General features: G+C 71.4%; 15 protein-coding genes. 8 read left to right on the forward strand and 7 right to left on the reverse strand.

All coding sequences use genetic code 11. The features are described from left to right. A partial coding sequence (locus tag AC08OO_RS04520) for an exopolysaccharide biosynthesis polyprenyl glycosylphosphotransferase (RefSeq protein ID WP_476611775.1) occupies positions 1–604 on the forward strand: 604 nt, incomplete at its 5' end. 13 nt (positions 605–617) lie between these two features. On the opposite strand, the gene cysC is transcribed toward AC08OO_RS04520, so the two are convergent. After that, positions 618–2,504, reverse strand: coding sequence for an adenylyl-sulfate kinase (cysC, locus tag AC08OO_RS04525; RefSeq protein WP_476618258.1), 1,887 nt, complete (start codon positions 2,502–2,504; stop codon positions 618–620). 35 nt (positions 2,505–2,539) lie between these two features. On the opposite strand from cysC, the gene AC08OO_RS04530 reads away from it, so the two are divergent. The 3 genes from AC08OO_RS04530 (at position 2,540) to AC08OO_RS04540 (ending at position 5,698) form a co-directional block, all read left to right on the forward strand. Next, positions 2,540–3,352 carry a 3'(2'),5'-bisphosphate nucleotidase CysQ gene (locus AC08OO_RS04530; protein ID WP_476606220.1) on the forward strand — a complete coding sequence of 271 codons (813 nt, stop codon included), beginning with the start codon at positions 2,540–2,542 and terminating at the stop codon, positions 3,350–3,352. A 187-nt stretch (positions 3,353–3,539) separates the two neighbouring features. After that, a complete protein-coding gene (cysD, locus tag AC08OO_RS04535; RefSeq protein WP_011435784.1) occupies positions 3,540–4,454 on the forward strand; it encodes a sulfate adenylyltransferase subunit CysD in 915 nt (304 codons plus the stop codon). Beyond that, positions 4,454–5,698 carry a sulfate adenylyltransferase subunit 1 gene (locus tag AC08OO_RS04540; RefSeq protein ID WP_011435785.1) on the forward strand — a complete coding sequence of 415 codons (1,245 nt, stop codon included), beginning with the start codon at positions 4,454–4,456 and terminating at the stop codon, positions 5,696–5,698. The genes cysD and AC08OO_RS04540 overlap by 1 nt, the downstream gene beginning before the upstream one ends. A gap of 31 nt (positions 5,699–5,729) precedes the next feature. On the opposite strand, the gene AC08OO_RS04545 is transcribed toward AC08OO_RS04540, so the two are convergent. The 3 genes from AC08OO_RS04545 to AC08OO_RS04555 form a co-directional block, all read right to left on the reverse strand. Continuing rightward, positions 5,730–7,994, reverse strand: a complete 2,265-nt coding sequence (locus tag AC08OO_RS04545; RefSeq protein WP_476610061.1) for a hypothetical protein — start codon at positions 7,992–7,994, stop codon at positions 5,730–5,732. Between the two features lie 5 nt (positions 7,995–7,999). Then, positions 8,000–8,281, reverse strand: coding sequence for a hypothetical protein (locus AC08OO_RS04550; RefSeq protein ID WP_476606224.1), 282 nt, complete (start codon positions 8,279–8,281; stop codon positions 8,000–8,002). A gap of 138 nt (positions 8,282–8,419) precedes the next feature. Then, complete coding sequence (locus AC08OO_RS04555; RefSeq protein ID WP_476610062.1) at positions 8,420–9,283, reverse strand: pyrimidine reductase family protein; 864 nt, start codon at positions 9,281–9,283, stop codon at positions 8,420–8,422. 178 nt (positions 9,284–9,461) lie between these two features. Between AC08OO_RS04555 and zapE the strand changes: the two genes are divergently transcribed. Next, positions 9,462–10,679: a cell division protein ZapE gene (gene zapE, locus AC08OO_RS04560; protein ID WP_476610063.1), complete on the forward strand. Its 1,218-nt coding sequence runs from the start codon at positions 9,462–9,464 to the stop codon at positions 10,677–10,679. A 281-nt stretch (positions 10,680–10,960) separates the two neighbouring features. Here the strand turns inward: zapE and treZ are convergent, their stop codons facing one another. The 3 genes from treZ to glgX all read right to left on the reverse strand — a co-directional run bounded on the left by treZ (position 10,961) and on the right by glgX (position 18,165). Continuing rightward, on the reverse strand, positions 10,961–12,742 hold the full coding sequence (gene treZ / locus AC08OO_RS04565) for a malto-oligosyltrehalose trehalohydrolase (RefSeq protein ID WP_476606227.1): 1,782 nt from the start codon (positions 12,740–12,742) through the stop codon (positions 10,961–10,963). Positions 12,743–13,400: 658 nt separating this feature from the next. Further along, a complete protein-coding gene (gene treY, locus AC08OO_RS04570) occupies positions 13,401–15,896 on the reverse strand; it encodes a malto-oligosyltrehalose synthase (protein ID WP_476610064.1) in 2,496 nt (831 codons plus the stop codon). Further along, positions 15,886–18,165 carry a glycogen debranching protein GlgX gene (gene glgX, locus AC08OO_RS04575; protein ID WP_476618259.1) on the reverse strand — a complete coding sequence of 760 codons (2,280 nt, stop codon included), beginning with the start codon at positions 18,163–18,165 and terminating at the stop codon, positions 15,886–15,888. The genes treY and glgX overlap by 11 nt, the downstream gene beginning before the upstream one ends. 125 nt (positions 18,166–18,290) lie before the next feature. Between glgX and AC08OO_RS04580 the strand changes: the two genes are divergently transcribed. The 3 genes from AC08OO_RS04580 to AC08OO_RS04590 form a co-directional block, all read left to right on the forward strand. After that, on the forward strand, positions 18,291–18,725 hold the full coding sequence (locus AC08OO_RS04580) for an NfeD family protein (RefSeq protein WP_476608010.1): 435 nt from the start codon (positions 18,291–18,293) through the stop codon (positions 18,723–18,725). 127 nt (positions 18,726–18,852) lie between these two features. Beyond that, the gene (locus AC08OO_RS04585; protein ID WP_476610067.1) at positions 18,853–19,785 is read left to right on the forward strand and encodes an SPFH domain-containing protein; all 933 of its coding nucleotides are present in this window, start codon (positions 18,853–18,855) and stop codon (positions 19,783–19,785) included. Positions 19,786–20,086: 301 nt separating this feature from the next. Then, positions 20,087–20,581: DUF3145 family protein (locus tag AC08OO_RS04590; protein ID WP_476618260.1), on the forward strand; the 495-nt coding region annotated here is incomplete at its 3' end.

Consider the following 20,581-nt stretch of genomic DNA (forward strand, 5'->3'; position numbering starts at 1 on the left):
TACCCGTCGGGTGATGAAGATGCTCTTCGACCGGTGCGTGGCCGGAACGATCATCCTGCTGTTCTCCCCGCTGCTGCTCGGTCTCGGGCTCGCGGTGCGCCTGACCAGCCGCGGCCCGGCGTTGTTCAAGCAGATCCGGGTGGGGCGGGGTGGTGAGCACTTCACGATGTACAAGTTCCGGTCGATGTTCGTTGACGCGGAGGCGCGCAAGGCGGAGCTGGAGTCCCGCAACGAGCGGGCCGAGGGGCTGTTGTTCAAGATGCGTGACGACCCGCGGATCACCAAGGTCGGGAAGTTCCTGCGCAAGTGGTCGCTCGACGAGCTGCCGCAGTTGTTCAACGTGCTGGGCGGCACGATGTCGCTGGTGGGGCCGCGTCCGCCGCTGCCGTCGGAGGTCGCCCGCTACGAGGACGACGTGCACCGCCGGCTGATGGTGAAGCCGGGGCTGACCGGGCTGTGGCAGATCAGCGGTCGGTCGGACCTCGAATGGGACGAGTCGGTCCGTCTCGACCTGCGCTACGTCGAGAACTGGTCACTGGCGATGGACTTCGTCATCCTCTGGCGTACCGTGTTCGCCGTGCTGCGTCGCGAGGGGGCGTATTAGGGGGCCCGCATGATCAGCTATCCAGCCAGCCAGCGTGGCGTAGGTGGTCGATGATCCGGTCCACGGCGTCCTCGGCGGAGAGCTCCGCGGTGTTCACCGTGACGTCGGCGTCGGTCGGCGTCTCGTACGGATCGGACACGCCGGTGAAGGCGGGCAGGACGCCTGCGCGCGCCTTGGCATAGAGCCCCTTGCGGTCCCGCGCCTCGCACACCTCCAGCGGTGTGGACACGTGTACCAGCACGAATCCGCCGCCTGCGGCCCGGACCATCCCCCGGACCTGGGCGCGCACGTCGGCGTACGGCGCGATCGGCGCGCACACCGCGGTGCCTCCGGCTCCCGCGACCTGGGCCGCGACGAAGCCGATCCGTCGGACGTTGATATCGCGGTCGGCGCGGGAGAATCCCAGTCCCTGGGACAGGTGGGTCCGCACGACGTCCCCGTCGAGCAAAGTGAGCCGGCGTCCGCCGTATTCCAGCAGTCGGCAGACGAGCAGGCCGGCCAGCGTCGACTTCCCGGAGCCGGACAGCCCGGTGAGAAACACGGTCAGGCCCCGCTTCGAACGTGGTGGGATGGCGCGGGAGAGCTCCGCGGCCACCGTCGGCGGGGTCAGTTCGGCCGGTATCGGGTTGCCAGCGTCGAGCAGCGAGGCCAGCTCCATCCGCCCGGGTGCCCCGATCGCCGGCCCGATGAGGCTGCCGGTCAGGCCGTAGAAGCTGGCCAGATGCGCCCGCTGGGCGGCGAGTTTCGCCAGTTCGTCGGCGGAGCTTGCCGCCGTCTCCACGCCTGTCCAGGCCGCGCCCGCCGCCGCCCACGCGATGTCCGCCAGGTCCGTCGGCGCCGGGGGGGCGGGCGTCACGGCCGTGGCCGGGCCCGGTACCCCCGCCGCCGCGTCGCTCGGTTTCGCGGATGTTTTCAGGACCGTCGCGCTCATGCCCGGTTCGCGGGGGGTGGCCAGCGCCTCCGACGGGATGACCGGAACGAGGACCAGCAGGCTGCGGTGCTCCGGCGTTCCCGCCTCGCCGGCTTTCGGCCGCCGGTAGGGGTCCGGCTGCGGTTCCGACCGCCGGCCGGCAACACCCGGCGGGCTGATCGCGTCGGCGGCGAGCGCCTCCGGGGAGAGCGTCGCCTCGGCGGCCCGCAACGGGGCGTCAACCGCTTTGAGAGCGGCGAGCAGGCAACGGACCCGCAGGTGATGCTCGGCGTCCGCGGGATCGGCGCCACCCACCGGGGCGAGGACGACACACCGTTTGCCCTGCCGGGTCAGCGCCCGGATCCGGCCCACGTCCGCCGTGTGGAGCAGGCCGTCCGCCCACACCGCCCAGCACGCGCCGGAACCCGCCTCGAGGCTGATCCAGCCTCGGGCGAGCAGCTCGGCCCGGACCTGGGCCGGGGTGAGCCGCAGGCCGGGGTGATCGGGGTGGTGGGGCAGCCGGATGCCCTCGACCGTGCCGACCAGCCGGACCCGGGGTCCGTCCGACCCCCCCGGCTGGTCCGGCAGGGGAATGGTCGTTCGGAGGTGCAGCGCCGCGATCATCACTCCCTCGGTGTCCCGCAGGGCCGCCGTGGAACTCGGTGTCAGTGCCTCGGCCTCGGCCGCGCCGACGACGAGGGTCGGCACCGGCACGCCGTTGATCTCGGGGTCCTCGGGATAACCGGGTTCCGACCCGAAGGCACCGAGCAGCAGCAGTTCCAGCTCGGCGAGCTGGGTCGGGCGCAGGGCCAGCGACGGCCAGGCGACCGACGCGGCCGTCAGCTCCGCGCCCCGGGCCGGCGTCGCCAGGACGGGGGTTGGTCCGGACCCGCCGGACTTGCCGGATCCGCCGGTCGCACTGGCGGCACCGTTGGCACCGGACCTGGGGTGGTGATCAGGACCGGGGGCGGGATGGGAGGTGGTACTCACACTTGCGACGGTAGCTGGTGACAGACTCCATCCCAATGAACACCGATGACACCCGCCCGCCGTCCACCGTGCCGGTCGACATCGCGACCGACGAACTCGATGACGACGTCCTGGCCCGACGGCTGGCCACGGACACCGGCAAACTGCTGTTGCGGATCAGGGAGGAGGTCGGGTTCGCCGAACCCGCGACCCTGCGTGACGCCGGGGACGCGCGTTCGCATCAGCTCCTGGCCCGGGCGTTGGCGCGGCACCGCCCGCGGGACGCTGTGCTGTCCGAGGAGGGCGTTGACGACGTCGCGCGGCTGTCCGCGGAGCGGGTCTGGATCGTCGACCCCCTGGACGGCACCCGCGAGTTCGCCGAGCCCGGCAGGTCGGACTGGGCGGTGCATGTCGCGCTCTGGCAGGCCGGCGAGCTCGTCTCGGGCGCGGTGGCGCTGCCGGCGCTCGGGTTGACGCTGTCCAGCGCGGGCGGGCTGCCGCCGCGGCTGGCCGAGGCGCGTCCGCCACGGATCGTGGTCAGCCGGACCCGGGCCCCACAGCTGGTCACGGAGGTCGCGGAGGCACTGGGCGCCACCATCGTCCCGATGGGTTCGGCCGGTGCGAAGGCCTGCGCCGTCATCCGCGGGGAGGCCGAGATCTACCTGCACGCCGGCGGCCAGTACGAGTGGGACTCCGCCGCCCCGGTGGCGGTCGCGCGGTCGGCGGGGCTGCACACCAGCCGGCTGGACGGCTCGCCGCCGCGGTACAACCAGCCCGACCCGCTGTTGCCCGACCTGGTCATCTGTGCTGCGAGCTGGGCATCGGAGGTTCTCCGGGCGATCGGCGCCGCGGGGGGCTCCGGCGGTTGAGGCGCGTGCTTGCGGAGCGCCCTCGGAGCGGCCGCGGAGGGTGGCGATTGTCGATCCATGGTTGTTCTGGATGGCGTCGGTCGTGGATACGGGTCCACCGTGAGGGGCGTAATGCCGCCGGAACCGCCGGCAGGGCCGCCGTGTCCGCTACTTTGGTGGGACACATCGCCTCGACGGGGGGTTTCGCGTGCCGGTGATGGGTTACGAGCTCACCCAGCTGCAGATGCTTGAGGCCGAGGCCGTCCACATCTTCCGCGAGGTGGCCGCGGAGTTCGAGCGTCCCGCCCTGCTGTTCAGTGGCGGGAAGGACTCGATCGTCATGCTCCGGGTCGCGCAGAAGGCCTTCTGGCCCGCGAAGCTGCCGTTCCCCCTGCTGCACATCGACACCGGGCACAACTTCGACGAGGTCCTCGAGTTTCGGGACAGGCGGGCGGCGGAGCTCGCCGCCCGCCTGGTGGTCGGTTCCGTCCAGGCCGCCATTGACGAGGGCGTGCTCACCGAAGACACCCGTCCGGGAGCCTCACGTAACCAGCTACAGACACCGGTGCTGCTCGACGCCATCGCCGACAACAAGTTCGACGCGGTGTTCGGCGGCGCGCGCCGGGACGAGGAGAAGGCGCGGGCCAAAGAAAGAGTTTACTCCTTCCGGGACGAGTTCGGCCAGTGGGACCCCAAGAACCAGCGCCCCGAGCTGTGGTCGCTCTACAACGGCCGGCACCGCCCCGGTGAGCACATCCGGGTGTTCCCGCTGTCGAACTGGACCGAGCTCGACATCTGGCGGTACATCGCCCAGGAACGGCTGGAGATCCCCTCCATCTACTACGCGCATCGCCGGGACGTGTTCGAGCGTGACGGCATGCTGCTGGCGGTCACGCCGCTGACCCGCCCCCTGGCCGGTGAGACGGCGGCGCCCCGGCAGGTGCGCTATCGCACGGTGGGCGACATCACCTGCACCGGAGCGGTCGAGTCAACCGCGGCGACCGTCGAGGAGGTCATCGCCGAGGTGGCCACCACCCGGCTCACTGAACGCGGCGCGACCCGGGCTGACGACCGGGTCAGCGAGGCGGCGATGGAGGACCGTAAGCGGGAGGGGTACTTCTGATGGCCGAGTTGCTGCGGGTCGCGACGGCGGGGTCCGTCGACGACGGGAAGTCGACCCTGATCGGGCGCCTCCTCTACGACACGAAGTCGCTGTTCTCCGACCAGCTTGCCGCGGTCGAGCGGACCAGTCGGGAGCGCGGCGACGGCTACGTCGACCTCGCGCTGCTCACCGATGGTCTGCGGGCCGAGCGGGAGCAGGGCATCACGATCGACGTCGCGTACCGTTACTTCGCCACGCCCCGGCGGTCGTTCATCCTCGCCGACACCCCCGGGCACGTGCAGTACACCCGCAACATGGTCACCGGCGCGTCCACCGCCGACCTCGCGCTGCTGCTCGTCGACGCGCGCAAGGGGGTCGTCGAGCAGACCCGCCGGCACGCCTTCCTGACGTCCTTGCTGCGAGTGCCCCATCTGGTGCTCTGTGTGAACAAGATGGACCTCGTCGACTTCGATCGGGACGTCTTCGAGAAGATCAAGGAGGAGTTCCGGCACTTCGCGGCGAAACTGGAGATCGTCGACGTCACGACGATCCCGATCTCCGCGCTGGGTGGGGACAACGTGGTCTCCCGGTCGCCGAGCACTCCCTGGTACGGGGGCAGCTCGCTGCTGCACCACCTGGAGGAGCTCCACATCGCCTCCGACCGCAACCTCATCGATGTGCGCTTCCCGGTGCAGTGGGTGGTCCGGCCGCGGAACGACGACCTGCACGACTACCGCGGGTACGCCGGTCAGGTTGCCGGCGGGGTGCTCAAGCCCGGCGACGAGGTCGTCGTCCTGCCCTCCGGGCTGACCACGCGGATCGTCGGCATCGACACGTTCGACGGCCCGGTTGACGAGGCCTTCCCGCCGATGTCGGTGACCATCCGGCTCGAGGACGATCTGGACGTCTCCCGGGGCGACATGATCGCCCGGCCGATGAACCAGCCGACCGTCGGCCAGGAACTCAACCTGATGGTCTCCTGGATGGTCGACGCCCCGCTGCGCCGCCGGGCCCGGATCGGGATCAAGCACACCACCCGTTCGGTACGGGCGATGGTCACCGACATCTGCTACCGCGTCGACATCGACACCCTGCACCGCGACGAGACCGTCGAGACGCTGGGTCTGAACGACATCGGCCGGATCGCCCTGCGGACGACGTCCCCGCTGTGCTACGACCTGTACCGCCGCAACCGGAACACCGGCAGCGTCCTGCTCATCGACGAGTCGACCGGGACCACTCTCGGCGCCGGGATGATCATCTAGCCGGTGGCGACGGGGAGAGCCGGGGGCCGGGTCAGCCCGGCTGCCGCCCCCAGTCCGGTGGCAGGGAGGATCCCCGGCTGCCGGCCCGGCCGTCGAGAAACGAGATGCGGTCGTTGTTCGCGACCATCGCCGGGCTCGCGAGCCAGGCGGCATAGGCACGCCGCTGGGTCGGCGTCATCCGCGCGGACGGACGCGGATTCCCCGAGGCGTCGAGGAAGTTCTCCGCCGGCGAGGTGATGAACCCGTCGGCCCTCGGATCGCCGGTGTAGACGCGGTACGGCCCGCCGGCGGGGGTCACCGCGATCGGCCGGAGCGGGTCACGATCCCGGCGGGCCCAGAGCCGGCGGGCGCTGGTCTCGTAGGCCGCCGCCCAGCCGGGCAGGACCCGGGAGGCGCCCCGCAGGTCCGCGACGACCTGGGCGGGGTGGGTGATCGGCAGGTCGCTGTAACGGGCCCGGATCCAGGCCTCGATCATCTCCACGGTGACCCCGACGCCCAGATGGACGAAGGTGCCCGGTGGGTTCGTCGGATCGATGGACTTGCCCACCTCCCCGAGCACGTCGAGCAGCACCGCCTGCTGCCGGCGGTGGGCGCCGACCGCGTCGGCATGCTCGCGCAGCACCGCCTCGGTCGCATCGGCGAGGGCGCCGGCGAAGAACGCCTGCGCGCGTTCGACCCGCAGGTAGCCCAATGCCAGGGGGCTCGACGAATACCCGCCGGGGGCCGTTTTCCAGCCCTGGACCGAGGCGGCCACCTGGTCGTCGAGATGAAGACCGTAGGTCGTGACATCCTGGGCGAGTAGACCGGCCAGCGCCCCGCCGCGCAGGCACTCCCGCAGCAGCGACTCCCACGCCTCGAGCGGGATCAGCTCGACCAGGGCGGACTGCGCCGCCGCGGCCCCGGTCTGCGGGTCCACCGTGGGACCGGGGACCACGGCGGTGACGGCGTCGTAGAGCTCGTCCCGATAGGTCCGTAGCGCCGGGACGAGGGCCGCCCGCAGCCGGAGGAGCAATGGCCGGTCACCGGTCGCCTGCACGGCCCCGGCCAGCCGGGAGACGAACGAGGCCGAGGCCCGCGGATCGGCACGGCGGCTCTCCTGGCTTCCCGCCGCGGCCACCAGCCGGATCCAGGCATCTTCCAGGGATCGGGCCGTCGCGAGATCCACCGGCAGCGGAAGGGCGAGCACGGCCGCGCCGCGCAGGATGGTGTCGATGTGGTCCGCCGCGAACCGGGCGGCCAGCGCCGGGGTCGCGGCGATGGCGTCCAGCAGCACCCCCTGGTAGTCGGTGACGGTCGGTCGGCCCCGGCTCGTGGGCCCGGCCACGGCGGGGGCGAGCAGGCCGACGTCGTGCGGCGCCGACGGGGCGACCGTGGCATCACCTGGTCCGTTACCCGGCCGGTCACCCGGCCCGTTACCCGGCCGGTCACCCGGCCCGAAGGCCATCCGGCCCAGCCGGTCCAGCAGCGCGCTGTCGAGGCGGGCCGAGGCGAGCAGGGGGGTCAGTAGGACCGTCTCGGCCGTGTCGGTCCTCCCGGCGGTGTTGAACCGACCGAGCCAGGCGGCGTCGAGAGTTCGCCGGTGGCTGTAGGAGGCCAGGGTGGCGCCGAGGATCCGTTCGGCCTCCCGCCGGTCGAAGCCGAGCGGTTCGGGTGGACGGCGGACCATCGGCCCCCGCGACAGTCCCTCCACCCGGGAGAGCAGCCGCGCGAGCCCGTCGGGTCCCAGCGCGTCGTGAAAGCCCAGGACGAAGTCCGGGTCGTTCATCCGGGACCGCAGCACGGTCAGCGCGTCACGCGGGGTGACCATGCCTGAGGCGTTTCCGCCCGTTCCGCCCCGGCCCGTTCCGCCCCGGCCCGTTCCGCCCCGGCCTGATCCGCCCCGGCCTGATCCGTGCCGGTCCGGCGCGTCCCCCCGCAGCGAGTGCGCCAACGCCCGTCCGGCGGCCACGGCCTGCTCGGAGGTGCGGGGCGCCTCGGAGGTACCAGGAATGCCCGGCGCCTCGCGGTGCACCGGCCGCCGAAGCGGGGCGGATGTCGGCCTGATCGTGATGCCGATCCCGTCGTCGACGCCCTCGGCGAGACGCAGCCGGCGCCGCAGCATGGTGACCTCGGCCTTGACTTCGTCCTCCAGCGCGCCGAGCCGTTCCGCCGGGGCGGGCGGCAACCCGGCATCCGTCAACGCCGCGACGAGGGAGCGGGACCAGGAGCGCAGCAGATCCCCGGCCTCGGTCACGCTGGACACCAGCACACGCATCCGGTCGGGGTCGACGAGCACCCGGCCGCTTGGTCCGGGCATGCGCGTCAGCCGACCTTCCGCGGCCCGCCGGGGCCGGCCGGGGCGAACGCTGTCTCGCGGACCTGCAGCGCTGTCTCGCAGGCCTGCACGCACCGATCGAGGGCCATGGCCGCCTCCGCCGCGAGCCGCCGCATCCGGCGTTGCCAGACCTCGGCCTGACGACCCTCCCAGGCCTCGGCACCGACCGCCGAGATCCGCTCCAGCGCGGCGGCTACGTCCAGCCGGGCACGCCGGGCTTGGGCCAGGGCGACGGCCACCGTCGCGCGACGTCCCTCGGGCACCGTCATGCGCACACCACCCAGATCGTGATCAGGTTTACCGGTGGCGACGCTAACAGCGGCTCGCCCGCCCGCGCCCGCGCGGCGACGCGACTGTGGATGACGCCGGTGCCGGTCCGGCCGCCTGTGGATGACGCCGGTGCCGGTTCAGCGCCGGTAACGCAGGAACAGGACGTCGTCCTCGGCGAGGATCTGGGTCAGGGTGAGCGCGGCCGGTGCCGGCCACGGCTCGCCTTTCATGATCCCGAGTCGGCCCGGTCCGGCCAGTACCGGGGCGATCGTCAGGCACAGCTCGTCGAGGAGACCCGCCGCGGCGAGCTGGGAGTGCAGCAGCGGACCGCCCTCGGTGAGGATGCGGGTCATTCCCCGTTCCGCCAGGGCCCGGACGGCGAGGTCGGGTTCAACGGCGCTGCCGCCGCAGATCGCGATGTCGGCGACCGCCGCCAGCTGCCGGCGCCGATCGAGGGGCGCGGTCTCGCAGGTCAGTAGCACCGGTCGGATCTCCCCGCGGAACAGCCGGGAACCCGGGTCGAAGCCCGCCGTCGCGGTCACGACCGCGATCGGGGGCACCGCCGCGAGCCCCGCGGCGACGCGCCGCTCCCGCCGTTCGGGCGGGATGACCACCGGCCCGTAGTTCTCCGTCCGGGCGGTGCCGGCACCGACCAGCACCACGTCGCTGAGCCAGCGCAGCAACCGGAAGACCCGCAGGTCGGCTTCCCCGCCCAGGGGGCCCGAGCGGCCGCCCACCTCGGCGGCCCCATCGACCGAGGCCACGAAGTTTGCCCGGATGTAGGGGGTATGCGCGGCGGACGGGGGGTAGGCGTACACCTCGTCGAGATCGATGTCCTCGATGTCCTCGACGGCCTTCCTCGCGAGCCCGGCGCCCGCCGCGGCCGTGGAGTCTGTGGTCGCTGCGGCGTCTGTGGTCGCTGCGGCCTTCCCGGGGGCCACCGCCCCGGCGGCCCCCGCGGAACCGGCGAACGGGGGTGGAACCGGGAAGATACGTCGCACCGGGCCGACTGTAACGGGCGACGGTGCTGGTCATCCGATCGGCGGCGAACCCAGGTCGGCGGCGAGCCCATGGCCGGCCCGGGGCCGATCAACTGTTGTGGTATCGCGGTCGTTGTGACGTCGGCCGCGATACCGCGGGCCGGGGCGACGGGTACGGGCGTCTCCGTACGCTGGGCGGGTGGCGCAGCGTCTCGTCGATCGCCGGCCGATTGTGCCGCCCGGGGACCTGGTCGCGGCGCTCGTCCCGCCGCCCCGGTTCGACGCGGTCCGGTTCGCCGGCTACCTGCCCGATCCGGCCGAGCCGAGCCAGGCCGCCGCGGTCATGGCGCTGTCCGCGTTCGCCGACCGGTTGACCGCCTCGTCCGGGCGGTCCAGCCGTTCAGATCGTTCCAGCCGTTCCAGCCGTTCCAGGTATGCGGGCCGTTCCGGGAAGGGCGGCCTGTTCGGGCTCCTGACCCGGGGGACGGGGGTGTCGGGTCCGTCCGGATCGGGCCCGTCCGGATCGGGTCCGTTCGGATCGGGCCCGTTCGGATCGGGCCCGCGCCGTTCCGGGAGCGCCGGTCCGTCCGGAATGCGGCCGGGGGTGTACCTCGACGGCGGCTTCGGCGTCGGCAAGACCCACCTGCTCGCCTCGCTGTGGCACGCCGTGCCCGGTCCGAAGGCGTATGGCACGTTCGTAGAACTGACCTCCCTGGTCGGCGCGTTGGGATTCGCCGCGACCGCGCGGGCCCTCGCGGGCCTGCGCCTGGTCGCGATCGACGAGTTCGAGCTCGACGATCCCGGCGACACGGTGCTGGTGTCCAGCCTGCTGACCCGGCTCGTCGAGGCCGGTGTCCACCTGGCCGCGACGAGCAACACCCAGCCGGAGGACCTCGGTGCCGGTCGGTTCGCCGCCGCCGACTTCCGCCGTGAGATCCAGGGTCTGGCGGCCAGCTTCGACATACTCCGGGTGGACGGGGAGGACTATCGGCACCGGGGTCTTCCGGCCGCGCCCCCGCCGTGTACCGACGACGAGGTCGGCGCGCGGGCGGCTGCCGAGGAGGGGGCGACCGAGGACGGATTCGCCGCGCTGTGCGAGCACCTCGCCGGGCTGCACCCCTCCCGGTACGGCGCGCTCGTGGCCGGGGTCACCCTGGTCTGCCTGCACCGGGTCGTGCCGGTCGAGGATCAGGCGGTGGCGTTGCGGGTCGTGGTCCTCGCCGACCGGCTCTACGACCGGTCGATCCCGGTCGTGGCCTCCGGCGTGCCCTTCGGGGAGCTGTTCGGAGCGGAGCTGCTCGCCGGGCCGCATCGCAAGAAGTACCAGCGGGCCATGTCCCGGCTGAGCGCGCTGGCCCGGGACGCCGCGGCGGGGAACGACACCGCGGGCCGCGTCGCCGGGATGCTGCCCGGCTGACGCACCCGGCCGGGTGCGCGGCCCGAACGTGCGGCCGCCGCACCCGAGTGGGGTGTCGGAGCCTGCGGTCCGGACGCCGGACCAGGCCGGAGTATCTGTTCGCCGTTCCGGGCGTGGACGACCCGCTGGCGGTCGTGCCGAGGCCTGCGACCATGGGTGCATGGGAACCTACGTCGTGCTGCTCGTCATGGTGTTGTTGGTGGGGCTGGCGGTGCTGGGCGGACTCTATTTCGTGCTGTCCAGGGACCACACCCGGCGCTGAGGGCCGGTGCGCGGACGGGTCAGCCAGCGGTCGGCTCGGCCAGGGGGAGCAGGCGGATGATCACGACCGACTCGCCGTCGAGTTCCACCCGTCCCGGCATGTAGGTGAACCCGTGGGTGGATGCGGCCGGGGCGTCGAACGGGACGCCGTCGAGGGGGACGGCCTGCCGTTCGACGGCCAGGTTCACGACGATCGCCACGTCGCCGCGACGGACCACCAGCCAGCGGGCCTCCTCGTCGAAGGTGCACGCGACCGAGGACCACGCCGGGTCGGTCAGCGCCGGCAGCCGGCGACGCAGCGCGATCAGCCGGCGGTGCCAGTCCAGCAGGTCGGAGTGACCCTCCCGGCTTGGTTCGGACCAGTCGAGTTTCGACTGCTGGAAGGTCGCCGGGTCCTGGGGATCGGGAACGTCCTGCGGCTCCCAGCCGTGGGCGGCGAACTCGGCGCGCCGACCCTCCCGCACCGCGTCCCCCAGCCCGGGGGCGGTGTGGTCGGTGAAGTACTGCCAGGGGGTGCGGGCACCCCACTCCTCGCCCATGAACAGCATCGGGGTGACCGCCGAGGTGAGCAGCAGGGCCGCACCGATCCGGAGCAGGCCGTCGCTGAGCGTGGCTGACGCCCGGTCGCCGGCGGCCCGGTTGCCGATCTGGTCGTGGTTCTGCAGGAAGGTGACGAACCGGTAGGCGGGCGTGGTCGGGGGGATCGGCCGGCCGTGGGAGCGCCCGCGGAACGTCGAGTAGCCGCCGTCGTGGACGAACCCACTGGTCAGCGCGTGGGCGAGGGTCGAGATCGAACCGAAGTCCCCGTAGTACCCCTGCCGTTCGCCGGACAGGGTTGCCCACAGCGCGTGATGGATGTCGTCGCACCACTGCCCGTCCAGGCCGTACCCGCCGGCCTCGGGTGCGGCGACCAGCTTCGGGTCGTTGAGGTCCGACTCGGCGAGGGCGAACAGCGGGCGGCGCAGCTGGGCGCCGAGCCGGTGGACCGCCTCGGCGATCTCCTCCAGCAGGTGCAGTGCCCGGCTGTCCTGAAAGGCGTGGACGGCGTCGAGACGCAGCCCGTCGCAGTGGTAGTCGCGCAGCCAGGACAGGGCGCTGTCGATGATGAACGTGCGGACCTCGTCGGAGCCGGGGGCGTCGAGGTTGACCGCGGGGCCCCACGGAGTGCTGTAGCGGTCGGTGAAGTAGGGGCCGAAGCGGCCGAGGTAGTTGCCGTCCGGACCGAGATGGTTGTAGACGACGTCCATGATCACGCCGAGGCCGCGAGCGTGCGCGGCGTCGACGAAGCGCTTGAGCCCGTCCGGGCCGCCGTAGGGCTCGTGCACCGCGAACAGACCGACGCCGTCGTAACCCCAGCCGTGCCGGCCCGGGAAGGCGTTGACCGGCAGCAGTTCGATGGCGTCGATGCCGAGCTCGACGAGATGGTCGAGCTTGCCGATGGCCGCGTCGAAGGTGCCCTCCGGGGTGAACGTCCCGACGTGCAGCTCGTAGAGCACGCTGCCGGCCAGCGCGATGCCCCGCCAGGTCCCGTCGGTCCAGGGGAAGGTCGAGTGGTCAACCAGCCGCGACCGGCCGTGAACCCCCAGTGGCCCCGGCTGCCAGGCCGATCGGGGGTCGGGCAGCTCCTCGCTGCCGTCGTCGAGCAGGAAGGCGTAGTCCGTGCCATGCTTCGCGGACGGGACGTTGACCCACCACCACCCCCGTTTCCCGGCGGTCATCTCGTGCGTCGAGTCGCCGGCGGAGCCCGCCACGACCAGGCTGACCGTCTTCGCCTCAGGGGCCCACAGCCGCAGGGTGCTCATCGGTCTTGTCTACCTGCCAGAGCCGTCGGACACGCCGTGACGGCGACAATGGTGACGACATCGGTCCCCGGCCGAAGGCGCCCGGCTGCCCGGCATGCCGAGCCGGATGGCACCGAGATGGCAGCGAGGTAGTCCCCGGAGGGGAGGGCAGCCGCCGCGCGATGCCTCCACATCTTGATCGTATGGCACTGTTATGCCATGATTTTGCTGTCGTGATGTTCGACCGGAGGTTCGCTGCACTCCCGCCCCTCCGCCGGGCCTACGACACGCCGTCCCACCTGCGCGTTGATTTTCGGGTCCTCATCGCCCCTACGAGGGATCGCAACTCGCACCAGTGATGGAAGCGCCGCGGGTTGAGGGCGAGGCCCTCATCGCCCCTACCCCGCCGGCGCGTCCTCATGATCCCTACGAGGGACTGCAACATGACGGGCGTGAGCCGGTGCGCGATGTCATTTGCCAGGAGCCTGGGACCAGGGTCTTGCCATGACCTAGGGACCATCTTGCGGCTGCCGGGACCTTGCCGCACGCGCGCTGGAACGCACGGGCGGCTGAACGGTCTGGCTCAGGGTCGGTGAGAGGCAGGCGACCCAGCCGTGAGCCGCCCCTGCCAGCCGGGCCGCGGGCCACCAGATGTTGGCAGGGGCCGGCCTGCCGCGTGCTACGCGCGGACGAGCAGGCTTACTGGGAAGTCGCGTAGCAGCCGGAGCACGTAGGCGGTGCCGCCGTCATGTTTGCGGCCGGTGAGCACGTCCGTCCAACGTCCCTCGGGTAGGGGGATGGTGGTGTCCCGCCAGCCGCCGCCGCGGCGCAGGCCGAGGACGAGGCGGGGCACCACGGTGACGACGGACTCGGACCGGCTGAAGGCGACGACGTTCTCCGCGGCCGAGCCGGAGGCCCACAGCGGCCGGTAGATCGCGTCCGCCCCGAACCATTCGGGATGGTCGCGGCGGGTCCGTAGCGCCCGGGCGACGACGAGCAGCTTCGCCGCGCCGGAGTCGTCGAGGGTCGGCGGGCGCCGCGGCGCACCGGTCTCGGCGGTCGACTCCACACCGATCTCGGCGAGCAGCTTGGTGCGGTCACCGTAGTTGACCGCCCGCCGGTTGTCCGGATCGACGAGGGAGAGATCCCACAGCTCCTGGCCCTGGTACACGTCCGCCACCCCTGGCATGGTCAGCTGGAGCAGCTTCTGGGCCAGCGAGTTCTGCCGGCCCAGCTCCACCAGCGTGGCGACGTACCGCTCCAGGATGCCGACGAACTCGTCGTCCTCCAGCACTGACTCGATGTAGTTCGTCAGGGCCGCCTCGTAGCCGGGGTCCTGGTCGGTCCAGCTCGTGTGGGTCTTCGCTTCCCGGACGGCCTTGAGCATGTACTGCGTGGCCCGGTCGGCGGGCAGCGGCCAGGCGCCGACCAGGGTCTGCAGCAGGAAGTAGACGGTGACCCGGTCGGGCCAGCCCTGCTCGGTGTCGCGGTGGCGTTCCCCGAGCCGCGCGAGCCTGCCGGCCACCTCGGCCCAGCCGCGGGGGTCCTCAGACAGCACCGCGAGCCGGGCCCGCACATCCTCCGACCGCTTGGTGTCATGCGTGGACAGGGTGGTCATCGTCAGTGGCCAGTTTCGCTGGACCGACAGGTTCGCCTCGTGGAACTCGGTGACGGCGCTGCGTGGGTGCCCGGTCGTGAACGCCGGGAAGCGGCCGGGGTTGCCGCCGACCTCGTTCAGGGCCAGCAACCGGGCATACCGGTAGAAGGCGGTGTCCTCGATGCCCTTGGCCATCACCGGCCCACAGGTCTGCTGGAACCGGACGACGAACTCGGCCGGTCCGCCCAGCGCCAGGTCCTCGATAAGATCGACCTCGGTCGCCCGCCCCGGCAGGTGGGACCGGGCCTGCTCGCAGGCGCGGACCACGTGCCCGCGGGCCTCCAGGCTCGGCGTGCCGTCCGGGCGGATGTAGGCCCGGTAGACGTCGAAGGCGGCGAGGATCTCGCACATCGCCTCGTGCAGACCGGTTCGGGTGAGGTCGGCCCGGGCCTCCCTGGCCTCCCCGAGCGCGAGGCTCGTCAGCCGGTCCACCTCGGGCTGGAGCACGCCCGCGAGGACGTCGAGCTTGGCGGCCCGCGCCTCGGCCTCGTAGTCGGGGTCCGCACGGGTGATCTCGCCGTAGAGCACCGCGAGGGGGTGACCCGCCATCGGGTCGAGAAACAGCCGGGTCAGCCGGCCGATCCCCTCGTAGCCGGTGGTGCCGTCGCAGGCCCAGGTGTCCGGCAGCGCCTCGTCATCCTCCAGGATCTTCTCGACGACGGTCCACACCCCGCCGGTGGCCTCCGACAGCCGGCGCAGGTAATCTTCCGGGTCCGCGAGCCCATCCGGATGGTCGATGCGCAGCCCGTCGAAGGTCCCCGCGCGGACCTGTTCGATGAGAATCCGGTGCGTGGCGGCGAACACGTCCGGGTCCTCCTGGCGCAGCGCGGCCAGGGTCGTGATATCGAAGAACCGCCGGTAGTTCAGCTCGGTCGCGGCGACCCGCCACCAGCACAGCCGGTAGAACTGCGCGTCGAGGGTCGCGGCGACGTCGTCGGGGTTGGCGGTGCCCGCGGCGACGGGCAGCACGTGGTCGTAGTAGACGACGACCCAGTCGCCGTCCTCGTCCTGTTCGACGGAGATCTCCCCGGCAGCCAGGCAGTCGGCGAGCCCGGCGCCCAGGATCGGCACCAACACCCGGCCGGGGTTGTCGGGGGAGGCCCAGTCGATGTCGAACCAGCCGGCGTAGGGGGATTCGGGTCCCTCGCGCAGCACCGACCACCAAGCCGCGTTCGTCGTTTCCGGGGCGATCGCCATGTGGTTGGGGACGACGTCGACGATCAGGCCGAGTCCCGCCTTGCGGCACGCGGCGACGAGCCGGCGCAGACCGCCGGCCCCTCCCAGCTCGGGATTGATCTGCCCGTGCTCGACGACGTCGTAGCCGTGGGTCGAGCCGGGCGCGGCCTCCAGCACGGGCGAGAGGTACAGGTGGGAGACGCCGAGCGTGGCCAGGTAGGGGACGACGACCGCCGCATCGGTGAGGGAGAAGTCCAGATTGAGCTGGAGCCGGTAGGTGGCGGTCGGTACCACCCGGTCGGCGCCGTACCCCCCGTCCGGGTGCGTCGGGTCAGCTGACACGGCGCAGCACGACGGTCGAGCGGGCGTCGAGTTCGATGGGATCGCCGGCCTTCACGGCCCTTCCCATGCTCGCGGGATCGAGGGCCGAGTGGAGCAGCGCGGTGTCGCTGAGCCGGGCGTCGACCTCGGCCGTCGACGCCCGGGTGTCGACGACGATCTCCCACGAACTGCCGAAACTGGTCGCCGGCGCCTGGAACCCGACCGGTTCGTGGTGGGCATTGAAGAACAGCAGGAACGAGTCGTCGATGATGGCCTGGCCCAGCGCGTCGGGGTCCGGTATCCCCTCACCGTTGAGGTAGACGCCGAGTGATCGCGCCGTCCCGGACTCCCAGTCGCTGTCGGACATCTCCGTGCCGTCCGGGCGGAGCCAGGCGATGTCCTTGACGGCGGGGTCGTCCTTGACGGCGGGGTCGTCGCCGGAGCGCCCGCCGCTGCCGTCCGCGTCCTGGCCGCCCGCCTGCCCGCCGGTGACCGCCTCGGCCGCGCCGTGCGTCGTGCCGCCCTGCCCGCGCAGCGACTTGCCCTGGAAGAACCGGCGGCGGCGGAAGATCGGATGATCATGGCGCAGCCTTGACAGCATGCCGGTGAACTCGATCAGGTCGGCGTTGCGCTCGGCGTCGGACCAGTCCAGCCAGGAGATCGGGTTGTCCTGGCAGTACGCGTTGTTGTTGCCCTGCTGGGTGCGTCCCATCTCGTCTCCGGCGACCAGCATCGGCACCCCCTGGGACAGCAACAGCGTCGTCAGCAGGTTACGGGTCTGCGCGGCGCGCAGGGACAGGACGGTCGGGTCGTCGGTGGGCCCTTCGACTCCGCAGTTCCACGACCGGTTGTCGTCGGAACCATCCCGATTGTCCTCGCCGTTGGCTTCGTTGTGTTTTTCGTTGTAGGAGACCAGGTCGTGCAGGGTGAACCCGTCGTGCGCGGTGATGAAGTTGATCGATGCCCACGGCCGGCGCCCGCTGTTCTCGTACAGGTCGCTCGATCCGGTCAGCCGGGAGGCGAACTCGGCGATCCCGTGGTCCTGCCCGCGCCAGAAGCCGCGGACGGTGTCGCGGTATTTACCGTTCCACTCGGTCCACAGTGGGGGGAAGTTCCCCACCTGGTAACCGCCCTCGCCGAGGTCCCACGGTTCCGCGATCAGCTTGACCTGGGAGACCACCGGATCCTGCTGGACGAGGTCGAAGAACGATGACAGCCGGTCGACGTCGTAGAACTCCCGGGCCAGGGTCGCCGCGAGATCGAACCGGAACCCGTCCACGTGCATGTCGGTGACCCAGTAACGCAGCGAGTCCATGATCAGTTGTAGCACGTGTGGGTGTCGTACCCGCAGGCTGTTGCCGGTGCCCGTGTAGTCCATGTAGTACTGGGGACGGTTGTCCACGAGCCGGTAGTAGGCGCTGTTGTCGATGCCGCGGAAGCACAGCATCGGACCCATGTGGTTGCCCTCGGCGGTGTGGTTGTAGACGACGTCGAGGATCACCTCGATCCCGGCCTCGTGCAGGTTCTTGACCATTCCCTTGAACTCCTGCACCTGGCGGCCGTGGCCGCCGGAGGCGGAGTAGCCGCTGTGCGGCGCCAGGAACGCGATGGAGTTGTAGCCCCAGTAGTTGCGCAGCCCGCGGCTGACCAGATGCTCGTCATGGACGAACTGGTGCACCGGCAGCAGCTCGATCGCGGTCACGCCGAGCTTGCGATAGTGGTCGATCATCACCGGGTGGGCGACTCCCGCGTAGGTCCCGCGGTACTCCTCCGGCAGGCCGGGATGGTTCTTGGTCAGCCCCCGGACATGCGCCTCGTAGATCACCGACTCGTTGTAGGGCCGGCGTGGCGGGCGGTCCCCGTTCCAGTCGAAGAACGGGCTGATTACCACCGACTTCATCATGTGGGGACCGGAGTCGGAGTCGTTGACGCTGTCGGGGTCGCCGAAGGTGTAGGGGAACACCGCCTGGTCCCAGGCGACCTCCCCGTCGACCGCCTTCGCGTACGGGTCGAGGAGGAGCTTGGTGGGGTTGCAGCGCAGCCCTCGGGCGGGGTCGTAGGACCCGTGGACCCGATAGCCGTAGCGCTGGCCCGGTCCCACGGTGGGAAGGTAGGCGTGCCAGACGAAGGCGTCCCGTTCCCGCAGGTCGATCCGCTCCTCGTTGCCCGCGTCGTCGAACAGGCACAGCTGGACCCGGTCGGCGACCTCGGAGAAGATCGCGAAATTTGTGCCCGATCCGTCGTATGTGGCGCCCAGGGGATAGGGGCTGCCGGGCCATACCTGTGACATACGACCGAAGCCTACGGGCCGAACGGTATTCGCGGGCCGGGGTCGCTTCATCCCGGGTTCGCGGCGCCTGCGATCCTTGAAGATTCTTTGATCGCCTGCTGAACGCCGCAGTCTATCATGGAGTCATGTCCGACGGGACGATCTGGATCGTCATCGCCGGCGCCCTGGTCGTCGGCGAACTACTGACGCTGGACCTGACGCTGGCGATGTTCGCGCTGGCCGCGCTCATCGGGGCCGGTGTCGCGCTGCTCGGCGTCGATCTGGTCTGGCAGATCGTCGCCTTCGTGGTCGCGGCGGGTGGATTCGGGCTGGGGCTGCGTCCGGTGGCGAAGCGTCAGCTGCAACGTACGCCGCCCCTGCTCACGGGTACCGACGCGCTCGTCGGAGAGCGCGCGATGGTGGTGGAGCGGGTCGACGGCGGCGGGGGTCGCGTGAAGATCAAAGGAGAGATCTGGTCGGCCCGGTCCTACCCCACCACCACCGTGCTCGAGGCCGGCAGCGAGGCGCGGGTGCTGCGCATCGATGGTGCCACCGCCATCGTCCACAGTTTCGAGCTCTGACGACCGGGGCCCCGGCGCCCCCGGCGATGCCAGTGGATGTGACAGCGCCGGCATCGGGCCGGCAGGCCTTCAACCGGCCGGCATCGGGCCGGCCGACATCGAGGGGGCTGACAGTGAGGGGTACGCCATGGCAGGAGTGATCGCCGCCGCGATGATCGCGGTGGTCCTACTGATTTTTCTGGTCCGGGCGGTGCGCATCGTGCCGCAGGCGCGCGCGATGGTCATCGAACGGCTGGGCCGGTATCACCGCACGCTGACGCCGGGCCTCGCGATCCTGGTCCCGGTTGTCGACCGGGTTCGTGACCGCATCGACCTTCGGGAGCAGGTGGTCAGCTTCCCGCCGCAGCCGGTGATCACCGAGGACAACCTGGTGGTCGGGATCGACACGGTGATCTACTTCCAGGTCACCGACCCGCGGGCGGCGACCTACGAGATCGCGAACGTGATCCGGGCGATCGAGCAGCTGACCGTCACCACTCTGCGCAACGTGATCGGTGGGATGAACCTGGAGGCGACTCTCACCTCGCGGGACCAGATCAACGGGCAGCTGCGCGGCGTGCTCGACGAGGCCACCGGAAGGTGGGGAATCCGGGTCAACCGGGTGGAGCTCAAGGCCATCGATCCGCCGAAGTCCATCCAGGACTCGATGGAGAAGCAGATGCGGGCCGAGCGGGACCGCCGGGCCGCGATCCTGACCGCGGAAGGCGTCAAGCAGAGCGAGATCCTGCGGGCCGAGGGGGAGAAGCAGGCCGCGATCCTGCGGGCCGAGGGGGAGCGGGAGGCGCAGATCCTCACCGCTCAGGGCGAGGCCCAGGCGATCGACACCGTCTTCCGGGCGATCCACGAGGGTGACGCGGACCAGAAACTGCTAGCCTACCAGTATCTGCAGACGCTGCCGCGGATCGCCCAGGGGCAGGCGAGCAAGTTGTGGATCGTGCCCAGCGAGCTGACCACCGCCCTCGGCGGCCTCGGCGGCCTGTTCGGCGGTGCGGACCAGGCGGACAAGACCGTCGGGGCCCGTCCCGCGCCCTCCGAGGGTCCGTCCGCGGGACCTCCGTAACCGGTTCGTAACTCCCGGGTCTACCGGTCCGGCGGCTCGTCGGTCCGGCGGCTCGTCGGCCGTCGTCGCCTGATCTTTTCGGGTGACCCGCCTCCTCGGATGACCTGCCCGATCGGCCCATCCCGAGCCCGTCACCAATGGTTGGTGCGGACAAGACGTCCGGCCATTTAGTGATACTTCAGGAGGAGGTAGGGCTAGTCCGCTGAGCCGGACCATGGGACGATTCACTCAGCCGAACGGGGGCGGGTCGACGGGCGCAGGGGAAGGCGTTCCTCGTCGACGGAGGTCCCGCGTGGTCGCAATGTCCCCGACAGCTCGTGAGCTGTCATCCGGCTCGTCGTCCTTCGCCGTGCCGGGCAAGCTGGCGGTTCTCGCCTGTCCGCCGGCGCTGTGCCCGCACCTGGAGTTCACCGTGTCCGGCGTTCTGTCGTCGCCAGTGTCGTTGACCTGGACGGCGCAGCCCGGCATGCCCGGATTTCTCTTCGCCGGGCTGGAGTGGCGGGCGTCGCCTGCTACCGCGGGGCGGGTGGCTGGCGCGCTGCGCCGGCTCGGGCATGTCACGTTCGAGACCGTCGAGGGACCCTCACCAGGGTGTGACGCCGAGCGGTACTCCTACACCCCCGATCTAGGGCTGCACCGCGCCGCGATCGCCGCGAACGGGGACGTCGTCGTGGGGGAGGCGGCGCTGCGGGCTCTGCTGGAACGGGGGGAAGCCCGGGAGACGCTCTCCCGGGGCCTGCACCGGCTGCTCGGAACCGCCTGGGACGACGTGCTCGAACCGCTGCGCCGGGGCGCC

It is taken from the genome of Frankia sp. CeCAU1, from assembly GCF_977971845.1.